Here is a 22,902-nt window from a genome sequence, read left to right on the forward strand (position 1 = left end):
GGAGGCGCCTACCGCTTCCCGCGCTGGTCGTCACCGACCAGGCCGGCACGGCGAAGGGCATCCGCCAGTGCGGTGTCGCTGCCGCCGCGATCGTCGCGCCGGCCCGAGCCGCGCTCGCCGCGTTGGCCCTGCCCGCGCTGGTCGCGTTGGCCCTGTCCACGCTGATCGGACCCGTCACGCCGGCCGGATCCGCCGCGCTGCCCAGCACCGCCGCGCTGCCCAGAACCGCGGCGCTGCCCGGACTCGCCGCGTGGAGCGGACCCACCAGCTCGCGGACCGGCGGGCGTCGTCCCGTCCGGCCGTGCGCCGCCGGACCGCGAACCGCCCGACCGCGAACCACCTGCCCGCGAACCGCCTGACCGTGAACCACCCGGGCCACCGGACGGGGCGCCGCCGACCTCGTCGTCGAGCCGCAGGGTCAGCGACACCCGCTTGCGGGCGACGTCGACCTCGAGCACCTTCACCTTCACGATGTCGCCGGGCTTGACGACCTCGCGCGGATCCTTCACGTAGTTTTTCGACATCGCCGACACGTGCACCAGACCGTCCTGGTGGACGCCCACGTCGACGAACGCGCCGAACGCCGCGACGTTGGTCACCACCCCTTCGAGCACCATCGCGGGCGCGAGGTCCTTGAGCTCCTCCACCCCTTCGGCGAACGTCGCGGTGCGGAACGCCGGCCGCGGGTCCCGGCCCGGCTTCTCCAGCTCGGCAAGGATGTCGGTGACGGTCGGCAGGCCGAACGTGTCGTCGACGAAGTCCGACGGCTTCAGCCCGCGCAGGGTCGTGGTGTTGCCGATCAGCCCTCGCAGGTCACCGCCGACCGAGGCCAGGATGCGGCGTACGACGGGGTAGGCCTCGGGGTGCACGCTGGAGGAGTCGATCGGGTCGTCGCCCTGCGGAATGCGCAGGAAGCCCGCGCACTGCTCGAACGCCTTCGGCCCGAGACGGGGAACGTCCTTCAGCGCCCGCCGGGAGCGGAACGGTCCCTGTGCGTCGCGGTGTGCCACGAGGTTGCCGGCGAGGGTCTCGGTGATGCCGGACACCCGGGTCAGCAGCGGAGCGGAGGCGGTGTTGACGTCGACGCCGACGGCGTTGACGCAGTCCTCGACCACCGCGTCGAGGGAGCGGGACAGCTTCGTCTCGGACACGTCGTGTTGGTACTGCCCGACGCCGATCGACTTCGGGTCGATCTTCACCAGCTCCGCGAGCGGGTCCTGCAGCCGGCGGGCGATGGACACCGCGCCGCGCAGGGAGACGTCCATTTCGGGCAGCTCGGCCGAGGCGTACGCGGAGGCGGAGTAGACGGACGCGCCGGCCTCGGACACCACCGCCTTGGTGAGCTTGAGCTCCGGCTGCCGGCGGATGAGGTCCTCGGCCAGCTTGTCGGTCTCCCGCGAGGCGGTGCCGTTGCCGATCGCGACCAGCTCGACGTGGTGCTCGCGCGCCAGCCGGGCGAGAGTGGCCAGCGACTCGTCCCATCGCCGGGCGGGCACGTGCGGGTAGATGGTGTCGGTCGCCACCACCTTGCCGGTGCCGTCGACGACCGCGACCTTCACGCCGGTACGGAAACCGGGGTCGAGGCCCATGGTCGGCCGGGTGCCGGCCGGCGCGGCGAGCAGCAGGTCACGCAGGTTGGCCGCGAACACTCGGACGGCCTCGTCCTCGGCGGCCTGGCGCAGCCGCATCCGGAGGTCGATGCCGATGTGAACGAGAATTCGCGTGCGCCACGCCCACCGCACGGTGTCGGCCAGCCAGCTGTCGGCGGGCCGGCCCTGGTCGGTGATGGCGTACCTGTCGGCGATCCGGACCTCGAAGTCCGTGCGGCCCGGTGCGACGTCCGCCAACCCGTCGCCAACCGGCTCCTCCGGCTCCAGGGCGAGGTCGAGGACCTCCTCCTTCTCACCGCGGAACGCGGCCAGCACGCGGTGGGACGGCAGTGAGGTGAAGCGCTCGGCGAAGTCGAAGTAGTCGGCGAACTTCGCCCCGGCCTCCTCCCGGCCGCTGCGCACCTTCGTCACCAGCCGGCCGCGCGACCACACCAGCTCGCGGAGCTCGCCGATCAGGTCGGCGTCCTCGGCGAACCGCTCGACCAGGATCGACCGGGCGCCTTCGAGCGCGGCGGCCGCGTCGGCCACGCCCCGGTCCGGATCGACGTGACCGGCAGCGGTCTCCCGCGGATCCAGCGACGGGTCGGCCAGCAGCGCGTCGGCGAGCGGCTCGAGCCCGGCCTCGCGGGCGATCTGCGCCTTGGTCCGCCGCTTGGGCCGGTAGGGGAGGTAGATGTCCTCCAGCCGGGCCTTGGAGTCGGCGGCCAGGATCCGGGCCTCCAGCTCCGCGTCGAGCTTGCCCTGCTCGCGGATCGAGTCGAGGACGGCGGCGCGGCGTTCCTCCAGCTCACGGAGGTAACGCAGGCGCTCCTCCAGCGTGCGCAGCTGCGCGTCGTCGAGGGTGCCGGTGACCTCCTTGCGGTATCGCGCGATGAACGGCACGGTGGCTCCGCCGTCGAGCAGCTCCACCGCGGACCTGACCTGCCCCTCGCGGACACCGAGCTCCTCGGCGATCCGCTGGTTGAGTGCGGCGGTCGTGGCGGCGGCCGACTGGGCCGACTGGGCCGACGACTCGGCCGGTTGGGCCGTCGTCCGGGCCGGGCTGGGGGCTGGCTCGGTGGCTTCGGTCACGTGTAGCTCCACTTCGCGTGCACGACGTTCGTACGGCCGACTGTCATCGGTGCCGACCTGGGGCGGGCGTGTTCAGAGCATCGTGCCAGGTCCCACCCCCGGCCGCGCCCGGCCGTCCACAGCCCCGCCGCGCGAAGTCGGCCGTACACAGCTGCACAGGTCGGCTCTACGACGCGGACGGGTCAGAGGGGCCGGGTGGAAGGCGCCACCGGATCGGGCAGCACGCCGCGTCCGGTGAGGTCGTGGTCCACCCGTGCCGCGCAGGCCCGTCCCTCGGCGATCGCCCACACCACCAGGCTCGCGCCTCGCTGGGCGTCGCCGCAGCAGAAGACGCCCGGGGCGGTCGTCTCCCACCCGTCGTCGACGAGGACCGTGCCGTTACGCGGGTCGAGCTGCACATCGAGCTGGTCCAGCAGCGATGTCGCGTCGGGTCCGACGAACCCCGCCGCCAGCAGCACGAGATCCGCGGGCAGGTCCTCCTCGCTGTCCCGTACGACGTGGAACCACCGGTGACCGCGCGCGTCGAACCGGCGCTCCACCACGGCTGTGCGCACCTGGCGTACGTGACCTCGTTCGTCACCCACGAAGGCGACCACCTCGCGGGACCAGTCCTCCACCACGCCCTCCTCGTGCGCGGGAGAGACCCGATGCACCCTGGGCCACTGCGGCCAGGGGTTGTTCTCCTCGTCGCGCAGCTGCGGAGGCCGGGGGTTGTGGTCGAGCTGGCGGACCTCGACCGCGCCCTGCCGGTTCGCCGTGCCCAGGCAGTCGGCCGCGGTGTCCCCGCCGCCGATGATGACGACGTGGCAGCCGATCGCGTCGATCGCGGGCGTACGGAGGTCGCCGGCCTCGACCCGGTTGGCCTGCGGGAGGTAGTCCATCGCCTGGTGGATCCCGGCGAGGCCGCGTCCGGGCAGGTCCAGCTCGCGCGGTCGCAGCGCACCGACAGCGAGGACGACGGCGTCGTACTGCGCACGCAGCCACGCACCGGACACGTCCGTTCCCGCGTCGACTCCCGGGCGGAAGCGCACGCCCTCCGCCGCGAGCTGGCCGAGCCGCCGGTCGATGACCCGCTTCTCCAGCTTGAAGTCGGGGATGCCGTACCGCAGCAGGCCGCCGATCCGGTCGTCGCGTTCGAACACGTGGACGTCGTGGCCCGCGCGGGCGAGCTGTTGCGCGGCGGCCAGGCCCGCCGGACCCGAACCCACCACCGCGACCCGCCGGCCGGTGCGGATCGGCGCCGGGCACGGGCGTACCCAGTCCCGCGTCCAGGCGTGTTCGATGATCGCGAGCTCGACCTGCTTGATGCTGACCGGCGCGGCGTTGATGGCGAGGACGCAGGCGGGTTCGCAGGGCGCGGGACACAGCCAGCCGGTGAACTCGGGGAAGTTGTTGGTGGCGTGCAGGGAGTCCAGGGCGCGGTGCCACTCGTCGCGGGCGACGTACTCGTTCCACTCCGGGATGAGGTTGCCGAGCGGACAGCCGGCGTGGCAGAACGGCACTCCGCAGTCCATGCACCGTGCGGCCTGGGTGCGCGCGGTCTCGGTCAGCGGCGGCTGGAGCACGGCCCGCCAGTCCCGCAGGCGTTCGGCGATCGGCCGCTTGCGGAACTCCACGCGCGCGTGGTGCAGGAATCCCCAGGGTTCGGCAGGCATGGTCCGGGCTTGGGTACGGGCTGGGTCTGGACTGGGTCTGAACTGGGTCTGGACTGGGTCGAACTGTTGGTCGGTCGGCGCGCAAGCCGGCGTTGACAGTCACCGACGGGCGTCGACGTGCGTACGGCCATACCGATGCTAGCGCGGGCCCCGCGGGCCGGCCGGTTCCGCGACGGTCGTACGAATCAGTCCGGGTTTGCGGGTTTCGCGTTGTCCACAAGGGTTTCAGGCGTACGCGCAGACCTGCGGTGGCGGAGGTCGCGCACCACGCCGAGTGCCACCACCGCGACGGCGGCGCTCACCTGCAGCACCGGAGCGAGCCTGCGTGCGTGGTCCAGCAGCAGCGCCTCGCCGGCCGCACCGACCACCACCGCCAGCAGCAGGGCCAGCCGGCGGAGGACGGTCGGCCGGGCCCCTGCGGTGGCGAGTTCGCTGGTGAGCATGGCCAGTGTGCCGGTGAGGTACGTCGTGGCCGCCGCGGGCAGGCACAGCGCGTTGACCGCCGCGCTCTGCGACCCCATGGCCAGCCCGGCGAGCACGATGAGCCCGGCCTGCGCCGGCCGCGTCGGCTGCCCGGCGGTGACCAGCCAGCCGGTGAGTACGACAGCCTGGGCGAGCGCCGTGATCGCCAGCGCCACGGTGATTCGCGGCGGCCACGGGTCCTGCGGGCTGGAACGCGCGGTGCGGAGCAGACGGGACACGAGGAACACGCCGGTGACGAACGCGGCGATGGCGAAGATCGACGGCAGCAGGTCCCGGGCCGGCTGGGCCTTTCCGGCGGCGAGTCCGGTGAGCACGAGGTTGCCGGTCATCACGCTGGTGAACGCGCCCCCGAGGGCGGCGAAGCTGAGGGCGTCGGTCGCGCCCGAGCCCAGCGCCAGCAGGGTGAGTGCGGGCGTCGGCGGGGGCGGCGGGCGGTGCGAGGGCGAAGGTCCGGGCGCCGGCGAGGCCGGTGGCGTCCCGGACGGCTGGGGCCGTTCGGGCGGTTCTGACGGTTCTGGCAGTTCTGGCGGTTCGGTCATGTCGTCACCGACGATTCCACAACGGCACGGGTGTGGGCGCATCAGGAGGTTCGGCTCACGCCTCGAGTCCGCATCGTTGCCGGTGGGTCGTTGCGGCACCGCGCGGCCGGTATGTACGTTCCCCATGGACACACCGCCCGTCATGGTCGACGGTACGGGGCCGTACGCCCGGGCGGTGTCCGAGCGGGAGGTCCGCCATGCGGATCGCGGTGGTCGGCGGCAGCCTGGCCGGGCTGGTCGCGGCGACGCTTCTCGGCAGGCGCGGGCACGAGGTGATCGTGCTCGACCGGGACGACCTGGCTCCGGCCGGTGACCTGGAGGCCGCCGCGGCGACGGCGTTCCGTGCGGGTGCGCCCCAGATCGTGCAGCTGCACGTGATCCGGCCGCTGGGCCGGCTGCCCGTGCGCGAACATCTCCCGGACGTGTACGCGGGCTGGCTGGACGCCGGCGTCGTGGAGTACTCCCTCGCCCAGCAGATGCCGCCCACCCTGGCCGACCGGTCGCCGCGGCCGGGCGACGACGAGCTCACCATGTTGTTGTTCCGGCGTTCGACCATCGACTGGGTGATCCGGCGAACGGCCGCCGCGGAGCCGCGCGTCACCCTGTGTTCGGGCGTACGCGTCACCGGCCTGACGGCGACCGCCGGGGACCCGCCGCGGGTGACCGGGGTGACCACCGACGCCGGGACCGTCGAGGCCGACCTCGTGCTGGACGCGTCCGGCCGGCGTACCCGCATCGACCAGTGGCTGCGTGGGATCGGCGCGCGCCCCACCGAGGTCACCGCCGCCGAGTGCGGCGTCGCCTACTACACGCGCTACTACCGGCTGCGGCCCGGCGCGACGCTGCCCGGCTCACCGGCGACGGTGGTGAACCTCCCGATGCGGAGGTTCATGCTGGCGATGTTCGGCTGCGACCACGACACGGTGGGGCTGTGCCTCGTGCCGCCGGCGGAGGACCGCGCGTTCAAGGCGGTGCGGGACCCCGCCGCGTTCACCGCCGTTGCGCGCACCGTGCCGCAGGCGGCCGCCTGGCTGGACGCGATGGACCCGGAGACCGACATCTACCCGATGGGCGACCTGCACAACACGTTGCGCCGGTTGGTGGTGGACGGCACCCCCGTCGCGTCCGGGATCCTCGCCGTCGGCGACTCGCTGTGCACCACCAACCCGACCTTCGCCCGCGGGATCGCGTTCGCCCTGCAGGAGGTGATCCACCTGGCCGAGGCGGTGGGGGAGTACCCGGTCGAGGAGCTGACCAAGGTGATGGACGAGCTGACGTCCACCCGGATCGAGCCGTGGTTCGCCGACCAGGCCGCGATCGACGCCGCCCGGCTCGCCGCGCTGCGGCGGGCGCTTCGACGTACATCCGCGTCGGCTGAGTCGGCTGCGTCTGGTGGGCCGGCTGGGCCGGCTGGGCCGGCCGACGGGCGGGTCGACCTCGCATCGCTGCGTCAGGCGGCCGGCTTCGATCCCGAACTCTTCCGTGCCCAGGTCCGGCTGCTCGGCATGCTCACCCCGGCCGAGGAGATCCTGGCCGACCCGGTGGTCGTACGCCGGGTTCGGGAGATCCTGGCGAGCGTCGACCCGCCGCCGTTGCCGGACCCGTCCGACGAGGAGCTCGCCGCCGCCCTGGCTGCGCGGTAGCTCGCGACGCAGCGCCGGGATGTCGTACGAAACAAGTCGTACGAAACACGTCGTAACGAAAGAGTCGGTACGACGAGGCCGTACGAGGTGATTGCGTCAGTTCGCGGGCGAAGCTCCGCGCGCGCCCAGCCCGGCGACGAGGATGTCCACGCCGGCCTCGAAGCTGCGGTCGATCTCCGCCGCGTCCGCGGAGTCGAGCAGGTCACCCAGTGAGCCGTTGATCTCGGCGAGGACGAATCCGGAGACGAACGTGAGCAGCACGTTGCCGATCCGGCCCACCTCGGCATCGGGAAGGCCGGCGCGCCACAACGTGTGGCACAACGCCCCCCACAGCGGCCCCTCGCGCTGGATGAACCCGGGGTGGCCCAGCAGGTAGACGATCAGGTTGCTGTGCTGGTGAGCGAGCGCGCGGAAGCTGTGCCCGATCTGGCGCAGTTGCTCCGGCCAGGGCGTGTCGTCGTCGGCCGGTGTGATCCGCAGGTCGGCGACGGCCAGCTGGGAGATGCCCAGCAGCAGGGCCGCCTTGTTGGGCACGTGGTGGTACAGCGACATCGGGTTGACGCCCAGCGCAGCGGCGAGCTTGCGCATGCTCAGGCCCTCGATGCCATCCGCGTCGACCATTGCCAGCGCGGTGGAGTGGATGAGCTCGGGCGTGAGATGGGGCGGGTCCTTCCGTGCTGCCTGCCGCACCTGCCGCGCCTGTTGCGTCCGGCCTGACCTGGTGACCATGGCTCGTACCGTATCAGCCATACGGTGTATGGTAACTAGTCATACGGTGTATGGCTGCCCGCCCCGGGTGGCCCGGACCCGACGAGGAAGTGACGATCATGGCCGACCTGCTCCCCATTCCCGGCCCGCGCGGCGTCCCGGTGCTCGGCAACACCTTCCAGGTGCCCGCCGACGGGCCGAGCGCCTACTTCGCCAACCTGGCGCGCGAGTATCCGGAGGGGGTCTTCCGGCTGGAGCTCGCCGGTCGGCAGGTGATCTTCGTCCACGACCCCGACCTCGTGGCCGAGGTGTGTGACGAGTCGCGCTTCTACAAGCCGATCGACCCGCCGCTCAGCCACGTTCGTGACTTCGGCGGCGACGGGCTGTTCACCGCCAGGTCGGACGAGCCGGCCTGGGGCCAGGCGCACCGGATCCTGATGCCGGCGTTCAGCCAGCGTTCGATGAAGGCGTACTTCCCGCAGATGCTGGAGGTCGCCCAGCAACTCGTCTGCAAGTGGCAGGACCGGCAGGGCGCAGACCTCAGAGTGGCCGAGGACATGACCCGGCTCACCCTGGACACGATCTCCCTCACCGGGTTCGGCCACCGCTTCAACTCCTTCGACGCCGAAGAGCTCCACCCGTTCCTGCAGGCGATGGGCAACGCGCTGGTCGAGGCGATGATGCGGATGCGGCAACTGCCGTTCGTCACCAGCATGCGCCGCGGGCAGGACCGTGCGTACCGCGACGACATCCAGACCATGCAGAACCTCGTCGACGAGGTGATCCGCGAACGCCGCGCGGAGGGACGGACCGGCGGCAGCGACCTGCTCGGCCTGATGCTGGACGCCGCGGACCCCACCACCGGCGACCGACTGAGCGACGAGAACATCCGCAACCAGGTGTTGACGTTCCTCATCGCCGGCCACGAGACCACCAGCGGGCTGTTGTCGTTCGCTCTGTATCTGCTGCTGCGCAACCCGCACGTGCTCGCCCAGGCCTACGCCGAGGTCGACCGGCTGCTGCCCGGCGACAGCGTTCCGACGTACGAGACCGTGATGAAGCTGGAGGTCATCCCGCGCATCCTCGACGAGACGCTGCGCCTGTGGTCGCCGATCCCGAGCATCGGGCTCACCGCGTACGAGGACACCGTGCTCGGCGGGCGGTACCCGGTCGCCAAGGGGCAGAAGATCAGCGTCCTGCTCGCGCCGCTGCACACCCACCCGGGTGCGTGGGAACGACCGGACGAGTTCGACATCGACCGGTGGCTGCCGCAACGCAAGGCCGACCACCACCCGCACGCGTACAAGCCGTTCGGCAACGGCGAGCGGGCCTGCATCGGCCGGCAGTTCGCGCTCACCGAGGCCAGGCTGGCGATTGCCCTGGTGCTGCAGAAGTTCGCGCTGTCGGACCCGCACTCCTACCGGATGCATGTCAAGCAGACGTTGACGATCAAGCCGGAGGGTTTCACCGTACGGGTGCGTGAGCGCCGCCCGCACGAGCGAGCGGTGCCGGCCACGGCCGCCAACGACTCCCGCGGGTCCGGTGCCGCGGCGGCAGCGTCCGCACTGGACGTGCGGGCGGTGGGGGTCTCGCTGCGGGTGGCGTACGGCTCCAACCTCGGCAGCACCGAGGACCTCGCGCAGCTGGTAGCCGAGCGGGCCTGCCAGTCGGGGTTCGACACCACGCTGACGACGCTGGACGTACTCGCCGACGACGTACCCACCGACGGTTTGCTGGTCGCGGTGACTGCGAGCTACAACGGCAAGGCTCCCGACAACGCGCAGCGCTTCGACCGATTGCTGGAGGATGGTGAACTAGCGCCGGAGTCCCTTGCCAGGTTGAAGTTCGCCGTACTCGGTGCCGGCAACACCCAGTGGGCGACCTACCAGGCCTTCCCCAGGCGGGTTGAGGCCGGGCTGCTCGCTGCCGGCGCGACCGCGGTGGTGCCGCGCGGCGAGGCCGACGCGGCCGGTGACTTCGACGGCATGGCGGAGACCTGGCTGGGTGAGCTGTGGACCGCGCTGGCACAGGAGTACGGCGCGGACACCAGTGCCGCGGACGGGCCGCGCTACCGGTTGGAGGTGCTCACCGAGGCCGACATCCGCCCGGCGGTGGTGTCCGACCAGGCCGTCCCGCTCACGGTCGTGAGCAGCGAGGACCTGGTCAGTGACGCGACCGGGCTGTGGGACTTCGCTGTGGAGGCGCCGCGTCCGGCGGCCCGGTCGGTGGTACTCGAGCTCCCTGAGGGAATGACGTACAGGACCGGTAACCACCTGGCGGTGTTCGCGAAGAACGACCCCGAGCTGGTGGCCTGGGCGATGCGTCAGCTGCGCGTACGCCACGACCAGGTGGTCCGGCTGTCGCAGGAGGACGGCCGGCGCACGCACCTGCCGGTGGACGTCCCGGTGTCGGTCGAACTGCTGCTCTCGGAGTTCGTCGAGCTGCAGGAGGTGGCCACCAGAGCGCAGCTGCGCACCCTGCTCCGGTACACCGGCTGCCCCTGGACGACCCGCGAGCTCGAGGCGCTGTGCGGTGAGGTGCCGGAGGCGCAGCAGCGGTACGCCGACGAGATCCTCGCCAAACGGGTGTCGGTGCTCGGCATGCTGGAACGCTTCCCCGCGATCGAGTTGCCGCTCGCGGCGTTCCTGGAACTGGCCGGCCCGATCCGGCCGCGGTTCTACTCCATCTCCTCCTCGCCCGCGGTCGACCCGCGCAGGCCCCGGTTGACGGTCGGCCTGGTGGAGGGTCCTGCCTGGGCGGGCACGGGGGAGTACCGCGGGTTGTGCTCGCAGTACCTCGCTCGGCTGGAGCCAGGCGACGTGGTCTACGGCTACGTGCGTACGCCGGCTCCGGCGTTCGAGCCCCCTGCCGATCCCACCACGCCGATGGTGCTGGTCGGCCCGGGGACCGGCATCGCGCCGCTGCGCGGCTTCGTCCAGGAACGGGCCACGCTGTCGGCGGCGGGTGAGCGGGTCGGCCCCGCGCTGCTGTTCTACGGTTGCCGGCACCCCGAGCACGACTGGCTGTACGGAGCGGAGTTCGCGGAGTGGGAGCGGGCCGGTGTGGTGTCGGTCCACGCCGCGTACTCGGCGGTGCCCGATCACCCGTACCGCTTCGTGCAGGACGCCCTGCTGGCACAGGGCGACGCGGTGTGGGCCGCGCTCGCCGACGGCGGTCACTTCTACGTGTGCGGCGACGGAGCACGGATGGCGCCGGCGGTGCGTGCGGCTTTGCTGGAGATCTTCCGCCGGAACACGGGCGGACCGGGCGCGAACGCCGACGAGTGGCTGGCCGAACTCGAGCGGGCGGGCCGCTACCAGCAGGACGTCTTCGCCTGATCCGACGCGGGGCGGGTGCGGCGGTAGTTGCCGCCGCGCAGGAGCGTCATTGTTCTCAGGGGCGGAGGATTCGTCGTTGCGGGTCGGTCCATTCCGGGGGTACGTATTCGGGGTGGCCGTGGGTGCCCATGCGGACGTGCCAGCCTTTGTGGTGGACGGTGGTGTGGTGGTAGCGGCACAGGAGTACGCCGTTGGCGAGGTCTGTGGGTCCGCCATCGTCCCAGGCGGTCATGTGGTGGGTGATGCAGCGTGGTTCGGGAATCTGGCAGCCGGGGAAGTGGCAGTGGCTCCCGTCGCGGATGGCCAGCGCACGCCGCTGGTGTTCTTTGAAGAACCGGTCGGAACGGCCCAGGTCGAGGACTTGCCCGTCCCCGCCCAGGACGACCGGAACGAGGTCGGCCTCGCACGCCAACCGGCGCACGGTCGCCGCGGAGATCGGCTTTCCGTCGGTGCCGAGGTAGCGGGCTGATCCGCCGCCTCCACAGGTGGGGCAGCCGTCGTGGGGGTCGATGGCAGCTTCCGGCCCCGCCGCGCCCTCCTCGGGTTCAGCGTCGTCCTCCGGATCCGTTCGGGGACGGGGTTCCGGTTCGCGGTCGGTGTTCGGTTGTGGTTGTGATTCGTGCCCCGGTGCTCGCGGTGGGGGTATCCCGTCCGCGAGTGAGCCGGTACCGGGTGATCGTCGTTTCTCCTTACCTGCTTGGCCTTCGTCCTGGCCTTCTGCCTCCTCCGGCTTCGGCTCCCCGGCCTGGCCGGTCTTAGTGTCCTTGGTGGTCTTGGTGGCGGCGTTTTTGGTGGTGGCGTATTTGGGGTCTGTGCAGGGGCAGGTGCAGGGTCTGGGGCGGATGATGGTTGCGGTGTCGTCGATGGTTCCGGCACCGGTGCCCTTCAGCAGGGTCTCGAAGGGGATGGTGACGGCGACCTGGGGTGGTCTGCCGCCGCGGACGGGTGCGGTCGCGGCGGTGGCGAGCAGGCCGAGGGCTTCGGCGAATGCGTCGCCTCGGCGTTGGTCGATGGGCCGCCGGTCCGGCTCGGCTCCTTTGACGGGTTCGGCGAGGGGTTCGATGATTTTGCGGAGCAGTTCCATCTCCCACGCGGGCAGGGTGATGTGCACCGACTCCGACTGCGGGATGCCGTTGGGGACGTAGCGCAGGGACCGTTTCTGCTCGGCCTTGCGGTCCTTGCGTTCCAGCTCCTCCCGCATCCGCCGGTCGTACTCCTCCGGCGCGATCCGTTCCAGCAGTTTCTCGCCCAGCACCCGTAGCTCGTCGGGGTTGGCGAACCGGGCTTTGGTGATCAGGAACTCCTCGGCCTGGTGGCGTTCGTCCAGGCCCACGTACTCGGGGAGCTTCTTGATCGCGTCGGCGATCACCTGCGCCTGCCGCACCGACACCAGCCCGGCTGCGAGAGCTTCGCCGGTCAGCCGGACCTCTTTGTCGAGGTCGCGGGCCAGGCCGACCGCGGCGGAGGACTCGTGCTGACTCATCCGCTGAGCCGTCCGCAGATACACCGTCGCGTTCGGCGCACCGGTCAACCTGCCGATGTCACAGGCCTCGGCCTGACGCACCAACGCCAACTCCAGTGCTTCGATGCGGGCCTTCTTCGCCCGCACCTGCGCGATCAGCGACCCGACCTCGCCGACATCCAGGGAGCCTTTCGGCGTCACCCACGCGTCGTCGAGAGAAGCGTCGAGTTGGTCGAGCGCAGCCTGGACCCGGCCGGCGGCGCCACCGGCCGGGACATCCCAGCTGCTCGAAGACATGATCGAATGCTATCGGCCACCACCGACAAGACCTCGTGGTCCACAGCCGAGATTCGTCAACGGAGGTAGGGATTTCTGGGCGGTGGGCGGTGGGCGGTGGGCGGTGGGCGGTGGGCGGTGGGCGGTTACGGCGCCGGCTGCTGCGGGTGCGTGGGGAACCGGTGAGGGCTGGCGTTGCCAGTGGGCGCCACGGACTCGGTTACGCCGGCCGGGGCCTGTCGGGTACGACGCGCCGCGACCGCGATGGCCAGCACCGCCGCCGCGCCGAAGAACACGTCACCCGCGCGGTCGACCGTGGTCGACACCGGAAGGATCGGGGTCTCGATGAAGGCGTGCAGTGCGTACGCGAGTGCCGCTCCGGCGACCAACGCAAGCTGGTGACGTGGCTCCCAACCAGGCCGGCGGGACCAGTACGTCACGGTCGTCACGGCGACGCCCGCGATGGCCGCCATCATGACGACCGGGACCCACGCCGCCGTGTGATCGGGCGTCAGCCGGTACGCCGAGCCGCAGACCAGGGCGAACCCGCCGACCAGCCAGACCGAAGGTGCGCGCCGGCCAACCTCCCGAACCGACGACTCGGTGGAAGTGACGGCCCGGTGCGGACGGATGAGGAAGGCCGCGACCACCAGGGCGACGACGACGACCGCGACTCCGGCGAACTGCGGAACCGAGGCCACGAACGGATCCCGTGCGATCTGCATCGCGGTGGTCGCCACCGAGCCGAAGACGAAGAGCACTCCGGTCACTGTCAACCCGACCTTGCCCAGCCAGGGCGTGGTCCGCCGTTGCGGCACCATCGCCTCGACGAGCCCGATGGGCACGCTGATGCTCCACACCGTGTGCAGTGCGAGGACCGCGAGCGTCCAGGGGACGGCGATGCCCAGCGCCGGAACGTAGCCGACGTCGAGCAGGTGCGCGCCGACGTAGTTACGGTTGAACAGCGACTGGGTGGTGATGCCCTCCTCGAAGACGCCGTACGCCAGACCGAGCAGCAGGATGCTCGGCCAGCCGCGGCCGGTACGCCGGACGAACTCCCGGACCAGCAGCGCACCGCCGCCATAGAGCGGTGCCAGGAAGACCAGACCGACGAGCAGCGTGATGGGCAGGTTCCCCAACAGGAACTCCGCGACCAGTGGGGCGGTGAAGAACAGTCCGACGGCAGGTGCGACGCGACGCATGGTTTGCCTCCTTGTTCGTACGCCGGTGTCGATGGACCAAGCGTCGCGGCGGCAACCGCCCCCGGACGATGCCATCCGATCGCCGCCGCCCATGACATCTGTCCTGCCCCGGCCACGCCCGAACTGTCACAGGAGACCTGCCGAACGGGACTGTTGGCGGGAGGACTGTCAGAGCGGCCCGTACGAGCCGGCGGCTGACAGTCGGAAAGCGACCCGACGACGAACCCGACGACGAACCCGAGGACGGCACGATGGCGGACACCGGCACCCGACACCTGCTCGACGCGCTCTACCAGGACGGACTCGCCCACGACGCCGCGCAGGAGGACCGGCTGCTCCGCCGCCGCAACCTCGAGCCCGAGGCGGCCGCGCTGCTGTCCGTCGTACTCCAGTCGATGCGCGCGACCACGATGGTGGAGATCGGCACCTCCAACGGATACTCCGCGATCTGGTTCGCCTCCGCGCTGGCCCGGCGACACGGCAGGTTGCTGAGCGTGGACGTCGACGCGTCCGTGCAGGCGCAGGCCCGTACCAACCTGGAGGCCGCCGGGTTGGCCGCGACCGTCGAACTCCGGACCGCTGACGGTGGCGCCGTGCTGGCCGAGCTACCCGACGCGGGCCTCGACGTGTTGTTCCTCGACTCCGAGCGCCCGGAGTACCCCGGCTGGTGGCCGCATCCCGTACGCGTGCTGCGTGTCGGCGGCCTCCTCGCCGTCGACAACGTGCTCTCCCACCCGGGCGAGGTGGCGGAGCTCCGTGCGCTGGTGGAACGCTCCGCCGAGCTGGAGTCGACCGTCGTACCCGTCGGCAAGGGCCTGTTGCTCGCCACCCGGCTGGCGACGTAGTCAGCCGGGTGGCGCCTCAGCCGGTCAGCACCTCAGTCGTTCAGCAGCTCAGCCGTTCAGCTGGTCGAGGATCGGCCAGAGGTTCTCGTGGCCGGTCATGGTGGCGTAGTCGTACTGGCTGCCGCCCACCGCGCCGCCGTCCCGCACCGCGTTCACGAACGCCTGCACGCGGTCCGCCGTCACCGGCGTACTGCCCTCGCCGATGACTCCGCCCTCGACGTGCACCCGGCGGCCGGTGAGCGTCCTGGCCCGGGTCGTCTGGTCCTTCACCCAGGTGTAGACCTGCGATGCGGAGTAGTTCGACCGGAACGACCACAACGCCATGGGTACGACGGCCTCGCTGTTCGGCCCGATCGCCGACCAGGGGAAGCCCTCCCACCGGTTGCCGGGGTCGGTGCCGTAGGGCGAGGGCACGATCGCGCCGATCACCGCCGCCGTACGGGTACGCACCTGTTGCAGGTGGGTGACGAGCCGCTGGTTGAACTGGTCGTGGGTGACCTCGCCGTCGGAACCGAACCGCTCGATGTCGACTCCCACCGCGTCGAACCGCTGCCCGCCCGGGCTCACGTAGGAGCCGATCGCCGCGGTGCGGCGTACGTCGCGTTCCAGGTTTCCGTAGCCGGGCACGTACCACCCGACGACGCGGATCCCGGCCGCGTGTGCGGCGTCCAGCCACTGGCCCATCTCGGTCTCGTCGAAGAAGTCCTGCGCGCTGTTGAACCGCGCGGTGCCGAGGTAGAGCGTGCGTACGTCAGGCGCGCGCATGTCGGCCACCGACGACACCGGATCGAGAGTGGCGTAGTCCAGGGTGTCCACCCAGGTGCCGAGTCTGCGGAACGCGACGTAGGTGTCCACGGCCGTCCACGGGCTCCAGGTGCCGGTCGGCGTCGGCCGCACCGACTCGTACTGGAAGCCGTTCGGCGACCACCCGAGCACCCGCACCGCCCCGTCGCCGTCGGTCGCGGTCGGCCCGGAGGAGAACGTGCCGCCCAGCGAGGTCCACGACGTCCACGCCGATCCGGCCCAGCGCAGCAGCCGCATGCTGTTGCCGCTGCCGCGCGCCACGACGTCCAGCAGGTTGGTGCCCGGTGAGGTCGCGGCGGGCTGGGAGCTCAGCAGGGTGGTGGTGCCGCCGACCCGCACCCACGAGTGCCACTGCCCACCGCCGAACCACTTCTGCGACAGTGTGTTGTCGACGTTGCGGACGAACACGTCCAGGCGTCCCGGACCCCACGACGTGGCCGCCGGGCTGGACGACATGACGCCACCCAGGCGTTCCCAGGCAGACCACTGTCCGGAGGCGAACGCCTTGTGGGACAGGCCGTTGTCGACGTTGCGGACGAACACGTCCAGCAGGCCGGGGCCCTGGGACGCGACGGCCGGCGCCGAGGTGAGCACGCCGCCCAGGCGTTCCCAGCTCTGCCAGCCGCCGGAGGTGTACGCGCGGTGCCACAGGGCGTTGTCGGTGCCGCGGGCGAAGACGTCCATCCGCCCGGGCGCCCACGAGGCGGCGGCCGGCTGGGACGCGAGGTCGCCGCCGAGGTTGAGCGTGCGCGTCCACGAGCCACCCGGATACCGGATCTGCTGCAGCAGGTCGCCGGCGGAGGAGGTGTTGAACAGGTCGGTACGACCGGGGCTGTACGAGGTGACCGCCGGGCCGGTGCGTTCGGACGAGGGCAGCGGAATCGCCGCCGCCGGTGCGGCCGGACCCGCCACCACCGCGGCGGGACCCGCCACTGCCGCGGCCGGTCGTCCCGCGTCCGCCGCGGCGGAGGATCCCGTCGCGGTCATGCCCAGCGCCCCCGTGAGCAGCAGGGCCGCCGTAGCGGCGAACCTGGCCCGGGCGCCCGCCACCGATCGAGATCCGCGTTCCGCACGCATCATCGCTTCACCGACTCTCCGACACCACCGCGACCACAGCGGGAACGCGGCGAAACCGAACACCTGTGAACTGTCCGATCCCGGACAGCGGAGACGGTACGCCCCGCACAGGGAGAAAGGCGGCGGAACGACCGAACCGGTGCCGAACCGAAACGCGGGCCGGCCGGTGGCGAAGTCGCGCAACCCACGACCGGTCGGCCGACGGCACGCGCGAAGGGCGGCAGCCGGAGGCCGTGCAGTTCCTAGGGTCGGAGCATGGCGTACTTCACGTTCACCATGGCCACGCTCGTGGTGGGGGCGCTCGTGCACACCCTGGTCGACCACTCCCCACAGCGGCGCACCCGGCCCCGGGTGATCGAACTGTGGCTGCTGTGGTTCGTGGTGGGTGGCGGCGTGTGGTCCACCTTCGGCGGACTCAGCCACCTCGGGCCCAACTCCAGTGAGGTCGCGGCGTCGATCGGGTACCACCGGAGCTTCTTCCAGTGGGAGGTGGGCTGGGCCGACATCGCGATCGGGGTGCTCGGCGTGGGCTGCGTCCGGAAGCGGGACAGCTGGCTCACCGCGGCCGTCGTCGCGCTCGCGGTTCTCTACTGGGGCGACGCGGTGGGACACGTCATGCAGCTGATCGCGCATGACAACACCGCGACGGCCAACGTGGGCGCCATTCCGGCCGACGTGCTGCAGCCGCTGGTCGCGGTGGTGCTGCTCGTGGAGTACCGGCGGCACCAACCGGCCGGCGGCCGGACCACGACCGGAACCAAGGCCGCCGACTGACGCCGGCGCGTGGCAGACTCGGCGAGCGACCGGTTCGCGGGCCTCGAACGTCCAGGGTCCGCGCAGAGCAGCCCACGCCCGGAAGGAAACCATGCGCCAGCTGCGCTACGACGATCTCACCGTGTCAGTCGCGACGTCCGCGGAGGCGGCCGGAGCCGCGGCCGCCGAACGCTTCGCGGCGGCCGTACGCGCCGAACTCGCCACCGTCGACCCGGGCGACGCGGTGGCGGTGATCCTGGCCACCGGCAACTCGCAGTTCGGCTTCGTGCGCGCGGTGCGTGAACGCGACGACATCGACTGGTCGCGGCTGGTCGTGTTGCACATGGACGAGTACGCCGGCATGGCCGCGGACCACTCGGCGAGCTTCCGCCGGTGGTTCGCCGACCAGCTGCTGCCGTACGTCACGCCGCGGGAGTTCCACGGCATCCGCGGCGACCACGAGCCGGTCGAGGAGGAGCTGGCGAGGTACTCCACGCTGCTGGCCGAGCTCGACCCGGCCGTGTGCGTGATGGGCATCGGCGAGAACGGCCACCTGGCGTTCAACGACCCGCCCGCCGACTTCGACACCACCGCGCTGATCCACCTGGTGGAGCTGGACGACGCGTGCCGGCGCCAGCAGGTGGGCGAGGGCCACTTCCCGTCGCTGGCGCAGACCCCGACGCAGGCGCTGTCGCTGACCGTGCCCGCGCTGATCCGGCCGCGGACGGTGCTGGTGGTGACGCCCGAGGCCCGCAAGGCGGAGGCGGTCCGCACCGCGCTGGAGGGCCCCGTCACTCCGCACTGCCCGGCGTCGATCCTGCGCACCATCGGCCACGCCCAGCTCTTCCTCGACGAGGAGTCGGCCGGGACGTTGCGCGACCAGGTCGGCTGACCCGGGCGGTCAGGCTCGGGTCAGGTCACCTGCGGGACCGACGGCGGTCACGACGAGTACGGCGGTGCCCGCCTCGTCGGAGGCGGCCAGGTCGATCTCGGCGGTGATGCCCCAGTCCCGGTCGCCGTTCGGGTCGTCGAAGATCTGCCGGACCAGCCAGCGGCCGGGCGCGGTGGCGTTGTCGGGGGCCGGGTCGGGGTCGGTGTCCACCATCAGGAACGCCGGCCCGCGCGCGTCCGGGCCGGTGCCGATCGAGTCGTACTCGGTGAAGTACTCCTCCAACGCCTCCGCCCACGCGCCGGCGTCCCAGCCGGACTCGGCGTCGAGCTCGCCGAGCTCGTCGTAGCGGCGCAGCGCCGCCTGCTCGACCCGGCGGAACAGCGCGTTGCGGACGAGCACCCGGAACGCCCGGGCGTTCGAGGTCACCGTCAATGGCTCCTTGACACCGATGCCCGGAGCACCTGCGGACAGCTCCTCCTCGGACGGGTTGCGCAGTCGTTCCCACTCGTCCAGCAGGCTGGAGTCGACCTGGCGGACCAGCTCTCCCAGCCACTCGATGAGGTCGGTCAGCTCCTCGGTCCGCGCGTCCTCGGGCACGGTCTGGCGCAGCGCCTTGTACGCGTCGGCGAGGTAGCGCAGCACCAGCCCCTCCGAGCGGGTCAGGCCGTACAGCCCGACGTACTCCACGAACGTCATCGCCCGCTCGTACATGTCGCGTACGACCGACTTCGGCGAGAGCTCGTGGTCGGCGACCCAGGGATGCCCGCGCCGGTACATCTCGTACGCCGCGTCGAGGAGGTCGACCAGCGGCTGCGGGTGGGTGACGTCCTCCAGCAGCTCCATCCGCTCGTCGTACTCGATGCCCTCCGCCTTCATCGCCGCGACCGCCTCGCCGCGCGCCTTCTGGCGCTGGGCGGACAGCACCTGCCGCGGGTCGTCCAGCGTGGACTCGATCACCGACACCACGTCCAGGGCGTACGTCGGTGACTCCTTGTCCAGCAGCTCGATCGCGGCCAGCGCGAACGGCGACAGCGGCTGGTTGAGCGCGAAGTCCCACTGCAGGTCGACGGTGAGCCGTACTCGCCGACCGGCCTCGTCGGGTTCGGCCAGCTGCTCCACCACACCACCGGCGAGCAGCGCGCGGTAGATCGCGATCGCCCGGCGGATGAGCCGGCGTTGTGCGGCCGGCTCCTCGTGGTTGTCGGTGAGCAGGTGGCGCATCGCGGCGAACGCGTCGCCGGGCCGGCCGATGACGTTCAGCAGCATCGCGTGGCTGACCGTGAAGCTGGACGTGAGCGGCTCGGGTTCGGCGGCGACCAGCCGCTCGAACGTGGGCTTGCCCCAGCCGATCGTGCCCTCCGGCGGCTTCTTGCGTACGACCTTGCGGCGCTTCTTCGGGTCGTCGCCGGCCTTGGCGAGCGCCTTCTCGTTCTCCACCACGTGTTCGGGTGCCTGCACGACCACCGTGCCGAGCGTGTCGTAGCCGGCGCGCCCTGCCCGCCCGGCGATCTGGTGGAACTCCCGCGCCTTGAGCAGCCGCACCTTCTGCCCGTCGTATTTCGACAGCCCGGTGAACAGCACCGTGCGGATCGGCACGTTGATGCCCACGCCGAGGGTGTCGGTGCCGCAGATCACCTTCAGCAGCCCGGCCTGGGCGAGCGTCTCCACCAGCCGGCGGTAACGGGGCAGCATGCCGGCGTGGTGGACGCCGATGCCGTGCCGGACCAGCCGGGACAACGTACGGCCGAACCCGGCGGTGAACCGGAAGTGGCCGATCATCGCCGCGATCGCGTCCTTCTCCGCCCGGGTGCACATGTTGACGCTCATCAGCGCCTGCGCGCGTTCCAGCGCGGCCGCCTGGGTGAAGTGGACGACGTAGACCGGCGCCTGGTGGGTGCTGAGAAGCTCCTCCAGCGTCTCGTGCAGGGGAGTGGTGACGTACGAGAAGACCAGTGGCACCGGGCGCTCGGCCGCGTGCACGAGGGTGGTGGGCCGCCCGGTCCGCCGGGTCAGGTCCTCCTCGAACCTCCTGACGTCGCCCAGCGTCGCCGACATCAGGACGAACTGCGCGTGCGGCAGCTCGATCAGCGGCACCTGCCAGGCCCAGCCCCGGTCGGGCTCGGCGTAGAAGTGGAACTCGTCCATCACCACCTGGCCGACGTCGGCGTCCGCCCCGTCGCGCAACGCGATGTTGGCGAGGATCTCCGCCGTGCAGCAGATGATCGGTGCGTCGGCGTTCACGCTGGCGTCGCCGGTCTGCATGCCCACCTTGTCGGCGCCGAACATCTCGCACAGCGCGAAGAACTTCTCCGACACCAGCGCCTTGATCGGCGCGGTGTAGTAGGTCCGCCTGCCCTGCGCCAGCGCGGCGAAGTGGGCGCCGGCGGCGACCAGGCTCTTCCCGGAGCCGGTGGGGGTCGCCAGGATCACGTTGGCGCCGGAGACGATCTCGATCAGTGCCTCTTCCTGGTGGGGATAGAGGGTGAACCCGCGTTCACCCGCCCAGGTGGCGAAGGCCTCGTAGAGGGAGTCCGGATCCGCGTCGGCAGGGTCGGCCGGCGGGTGCAGCTGCGTCAGCCGCGGGGCGGCCAGCGAGGGGGTGGGGACGGTGGACGTGGACGGCGGGGACAACGGATCAGTGAGCGACATGGCGCTTCCATCGTGCCCTACGCCGTGCACGGCGGCCCAACCGCGCCGGACGCGGGTGGGCCGCCGTGGGCGTCAGCCGAGGTCGACGCCTCAGCCGAGGTCGATCGTTGGGTACAGCGGGTGGTTCGACAGCAGGTCGGCGGCCTGCTGGGAGACCCGGGTCGCCACCGCCTCGTCGAGCACGTGCGAGGCCTTCGACGGGGCGCCCTGCTTCGTGACGCCCGGCCTGGTCTGGCCGAGCACGGTGTCGATCAGCGCGGCCACCTCGTCCAGCTCGGAGGTGCCGAGGCCGCGGGTGGTGAGCGCGGGGGTGCCGAGCCGGACGCCGGAGGTGTACCACGCGCCGTTCGGGTCCTGCGGGACGGCGTTGCGGTTGGTGACGATGCCCGACTCGAGCAGCGCCGCCTCGGCCTGGCGGCCGGTGAGGCCGTACGACGACACGTCCAGCAGCACGATGTGGTTGTCGGTGCCACCGGTGACCAGCTTCGCCCCGCGCCTGGTCAGGCCCTCGGCCAGCGCCTTGGCGTTGTCCACGATCCGCTGGGCGTAGTCGCGGAAGTCCGGCTGCCGGGCCTCGGCGAGCGCGACCGCCTTCGCCGCCATCACGTGCGGCAGCGGGCCGCCGAGCACCATCGGGCACCCGCGGTCCACCTGGTCGGCGAGCTCGGGCTGGCACAGGACCATGCCGCCGCGCGGGCCGCGCAGCGACTTGTGCGTCGTGGTGGTGGTGATGTGGGCGTGCGGCACCGGGTCGTAGTCGCCGGTGAGCACCTTGCCCGCCACCAGGCCGGCGAAGTGGGCCATGTCGACCATCAACGTCGCCCCCACCTCGTCGGCGATCTCGCGCATCGTCGCGAAGTTGATCAGCCGGGGGTACGCCGAGTAGCCGGCGACCAGGATCAGCGGGCGGAACTCCTGCGCCGCCCGGCGTACCTCGTCGTAGTCGATCAGGCCGGTCTCGGGGTCGGTGCCGTAGCTGCGCTGGTCGAACATCTTGCCGGAGATGTTCGGCCGGAACCCGTGGGTGAGGTGGCCGCCGGCGTCGAGGGACATGCCGAGCATCCGCTGGTTGCCCAGCTCGCGGCGCAGCTCGAACCAGTCCTGCTCGGACAGGTCGTTGACCTGGCGGACCTGCGCCTTCTCCAGCGCCGGCGCCTCGACCCGGTTGGCCAGCACGGCCCAGAACGCGACCAGGTTGGCGTCGATGCCCGAGTGCGGCTGGGCGTAGGCATGCGGCGCGCCGAAGAGCTCGCGGGCGTGCTCGGCGGCCAGCGCCTCCACGGTGTCGACGTTCTGGCAGCCGGCGTAGAAGCGGCGGCCGATCGTGCCCTCGGCGTACTTGTCGCTGAGCCAGTTGCCCATCGCCAGCAGGACCGCCGGCGAGGCGTAGTTCTCACTCGCGATCAGCTTCAGCGACTCGCGCTGGTCGTGGAGCTCGGCGCCGATCGCGGCGGCGACGCGGGGCTCCACCCCGGCGATCACCTCCAGCGCGCTCCGGAACGCGGTCGACTCGGTGCTGTTTCGAGGGCTGGTCCGGGTGGTGTTCTGCGGGCTGTCCTGGGGGGACGCGGGGCTCATGGGGACCTCCTGTGGCGTACGGAAGGGGGCCCAGGCGCACGGCACTCCGTCCTTCGACGAGGCCGCTTCCCGATGGTCGATCCCATCCCAACGCGCCAGTCACGGCCTGCACCGAGGCTATCGTGGCCGCCCGCCCGCGCGCAGCCACCCGTACCCGGACGCACCGGTACACCCCACGCCTGGTCCGCCGTGCCCGCCGACCCCGCGACGATCCGCCCGTGCCCGCCGTGTCCTCCATCGCCCCCATGTACGGCCGTGCCCGCCCGGACCGGGACGGTCCGCCACGGCCGGATGCGCCTCGGCCCCGGTAAGACGGC

At 71.6% G+C, this 22,902-nt stretch carries 14 protein-coding genes and 1 riboswitch; of the genes, 5 read left to right on the top strand and 9 right to left on the bottom strand.

Annotated elements, in window-relative coordinates:
* Positions 1 to 8 precede the first annotated feature (8 nt).
* From F4554_RS33485 to F4554_RS05540, 3 genes are all read right to left on the bottom strand, one after another.
* Entirely contained in the window at positions 9 to 2,681 is a 2,673-nt protein-coding gene (locus F4554_RS33485; protein ID WP_179786375.1) for a Tex-like N-terminal domain-containing protein, read from the bottom strand.
* A 182-nt stretch (positions 2,682 to 2,863) separates the two neighbouring features.
* On the bottom strand, positions 2,864 to 4,336 hold the full coding sequence (locus tag F4554_RS05535; RefSeq protein ID WP_179786376.1) for a glutamate synthase subunit beta: 1,473 nt from the start codon (positions 4,334 to 4,336) through the stop codon (positions 2,864 to 2,866).
* 185 nt (positions 4,337 to 4,521) lie between these two features.
* Positions 4,522 to 5,358: a YoaK family protein gene (locus F4554_RS05540; RefSeq protein WP_179786377.1), complete on the bottom strand. Its 837-nt coding sequence runs from the start codon at positions 5,356 to 5,358 to the stop codon at positions 4,522 to 4,524.
* A gap of 197 nt (positions 5,359 to 5,555) precedes the next feature.
* Between F4554_RS05540 and F4554_RS05545 the strand changes: the two genes are divergently transcribed.
* Complete coding sequence (locus tag F4554_RS05545) at positions 5,556 to 7,001, top strand: NAD(P)/FAD-dependent oxidoreductase (protein ID WP_179786378.1); 1,446 nt, start codon at positions 5,556 to 5,558, stop codon at positions 6,999 to 7,001.
* Positions 7,002 to 7,097: 96 nt separating this feature from the next.
* Here the strand turns inward: F4554_RS05545 and F4554_RS05550 are convergent, their stop codons facing one another.
* Entirely contained in the window at positions 7,098 to 7,730 is a 633-nt protein-coding gene (locus F4554_RS05550; RefSeq protein ID WP_179786379.1) for a TetR/AcrR family transcriptional regulator, read from the bottom strand.
* A gap of 98 nt (positions 7,731 to 7,828) precedes the next feature.
* On the opposite strand from F4554_RS05550, the gene F4554_RS05555 reads away from it, so the two are divergent.
* Positions 7,829 to 11,047, top strand: coding sequence for a bifunctional cytochrome P450/NADPH--P450 reductase (locus F4554_RS05555; protein ID WP_179786380.1), 3,219 nt, complete (start codon positions 7,829 to 7,831; stop codon positions 11,045 to 11,047).
* A gap of 55 nt (positions 11,048 to 11,102) precedes the next feature.
* Here F4554_RS05555 and F4554_RS32935 read toward each other — a convergent pair whose 3' ends face one another.
* Positions 11,103 to 12,806 carry a DUF222 domain-containing protein gene (locus tag F4554_RS32935; protein WP_179786381.1) on the bottom strand — a complete coding sequence of 568 codons (1,704 nt, stop codon included), beginning with the start codon at positions 12,804 to 12,806 and terminating at the stop codon, positions 11,103 to 11,105.
* 125 nt (positions 12,807 to 12,931) lie between these two features.
* Positions 12,932 to 13,987, bottom strand: coding sequence for a hypothetical protein (locus tag F4554_RS05565; protein ID WP_179786382.1), 1,056 nt, complete (start codon positions 13,985 to 13,987; stop codon positions 12,932 to 12,934).
* A 251-nt stretch (positions 13,988 to 14,238) separates the two neighbouring features.
* On the opposite strand from F4554_RS05565, the gene F4554_RS05570 reads away from it, so the two are divergent.
* Complete coding sequence (locus F4554_RS05570; RefSeq protein ID WP_179786383.1) at positions 14,239 to 14,832, top strand: O-methyltransferase; 594 nt, start codon at positions 14,239 to 14,241, stop codon at positions 14,830 to 14,832.
* 48 nt (positions 14,833 to 14,880) lie between these two features.
* Here the strand turns inward: F4554_RS05570 and F4554_RS05575 are convergent, their stop codons facing one another.
* Positions 14,881 to 16,686, bottom strand: a complete 1,806-nt coding sequence (locus tag F4554_RS05575; protein WP_179786384.1) for a DUF8189 domain-containing protein — start codon at positions 16,684 to 16,686, stop codon at positions 14,881 to 14,883.
* A 282-nt stretch (positions 16,687 to 16,968) separates the two neighbouring features.
* On the opposite strand from F4554_RS05575, the gene F4554_RS05580 reads away from it, so the two are divergent.
* Both F4554_RS05580 and F4554_RS05585 read left to right on the top strand, forming a co-directional pair.
* Entirely contained in the window at positions 16,969 to 17,487 is a 519-nt protein-coding gene (locus F4554_RS05580; protein WP_179786385.1) for a DUF6790 family protein, read from the top strand.
* A gap of 91 nt (positions 17,488 to 17,578) precedes the next feature.
* Entirely contained in the window at positions 17,579 to 18,358 is a 780-nt protein-coding gene (locus F4554_RS05585; protein ID WP_179786386.1) for a 6-phosphogluconolactonase, read from the top strand.
* Between the two features lie 9 nt (positions 18,359 to 18,367).
* Here F4554_RS05585 and F4554_RS05590 read toward each other — a convergent pair whose 3' ends face one another.
* Together F4554_RS05590 and F4554_RS05595 are read right to left on the bottom strand one after the other, a co-directional pair.
* Positions 18,368 to 21,007, bottom strand: a complete 2,640-nt coding sequence (locus tag F4554_RS05590; protein ID WP_179786387.1) for a DEAD/DEAH box helicase — start codon at positions 21,005 to 21,007, stop codon at positions 18,368 to 18,370.
* A gap of 90 nt (positions 21,008 to 21,097) precedes the next feature.
* The gene (locus F4554_RS05595) at positions 21,098 to 22,585 is read right to left on the bottom strand and encodes a glycine hydroxymethyltransferase (RefSeq protein ID WP_179786388.1); all 1,488 of its coding nucleotides are present in this window, start codon (positions 22,583 to 22,585) and stop codon (positions 21,098 to 21,100) included.
* A gap of 21 nt (positions 22,586 to 22,606) precedes the next feature.
* Positions 22,607 to 22,698: riboswitch (ZMP/ZTP riboswitch) on the bottom strand.
* Between the last annotated feature and the right edge of the window lie 204 nt (positions 22,699 to 22,902).

Origin of the sequence: Actinopolymorpha rutila, assembly GCF_013407855.1 — a bacterium.
GTDB lineage: Bacteria > Actinomycetota > Actinomycetes > Propionibacteriales > Actinopolymorphaceae > Actinopolymorpha > Actinopolymorpha rutila.

Bases quoted from the DNA above. Each gene is read 5' to 3' on its own strand.
- F4554_RS05540 (WP_179786377.1), bottom strand. From the start codon at position 5,358: ATGACCGAACCGCCAGAACTGCCAGAACCGTCAGAACCGCCCGAACGG.
- F4554_RS05585 (WP_179786386.1), top strand. From the start codon at position 17,579: ATGCGCCAGCTGCGCTACGACGATCTCACCGTGTCAGTCGCGACGTCC.
- F4554_RS05535 (WP_179786376.1), bottom strand. From the start codon at position 4,336: ATGCCTGCCGAACCCTGGGGATTCCTGCACCACGCGCGCGTGGAGTTC.
- F4554_RS05580 (WP_179786385.1), top strand. From the start codon at position 16,969: ATGGCGTACTTCACGTTCACCATGGCCACGCTCGTGGTGGGGGCGCTC.
- F4554_RS05570 (WP_179786383.1), top strand. From the start codon at position 14,239: ATGGCGGACACCGGCACCCGACACCTGCTCGACGCGCTCTACCAGGAC.
- F4554_RS05550 (WP_179786379.1), bottom strand. From the start codon at position 7,730: ATGGTCACCAGGTCAGGCCGGACGCAACAGGCGCGGCAGGTGCGGCAG.
- F4554_RS05545 (WP_179786378.1), top strand. From the start codon at position 5,556: ATGCGGATCGCGGTGGTCGGCGGCAGCCTGGCCGGGCTGGTCGCGGCG.
- F4554_RS05565 (WP_179786382.1), bottom strand. From the start codon at position 13,987: ATGCGTCGCGTCGCACCTGCCGTCGGACTGTTCTTCACCGCCCCACTG.
- F4554_RS05595 (WP_179786388.1), bottom strand. From the start codon at position 22,585: ATGAGCCCCGCGTCCCCCCAGGACAGCCCGCAGAACACCACCCGGACC.
- F4554_RS32935 (WP_179786381.1), bottom strand. From the start codon at position 12,806: ATGTCTTCGAGCAGCTGGGATGTCCCGGCCGGTGGCGCCGCCGGCCGG.
- F4554_RS05590 (WP_179786387.1), bottom strand. From the start codon at position 21,007: ATGTCGCTCACTGATCCGTTGTCCCCGCCGTCCACGTCCACCGTCCCC.
- F4554_RS05555 (WP_179786380.1), top strand. From the start codon at position 7,829: ATGGCCGACCTGCTCCCCATTCCCGGCCCGCGCGGCGTCCCGGTGCTC.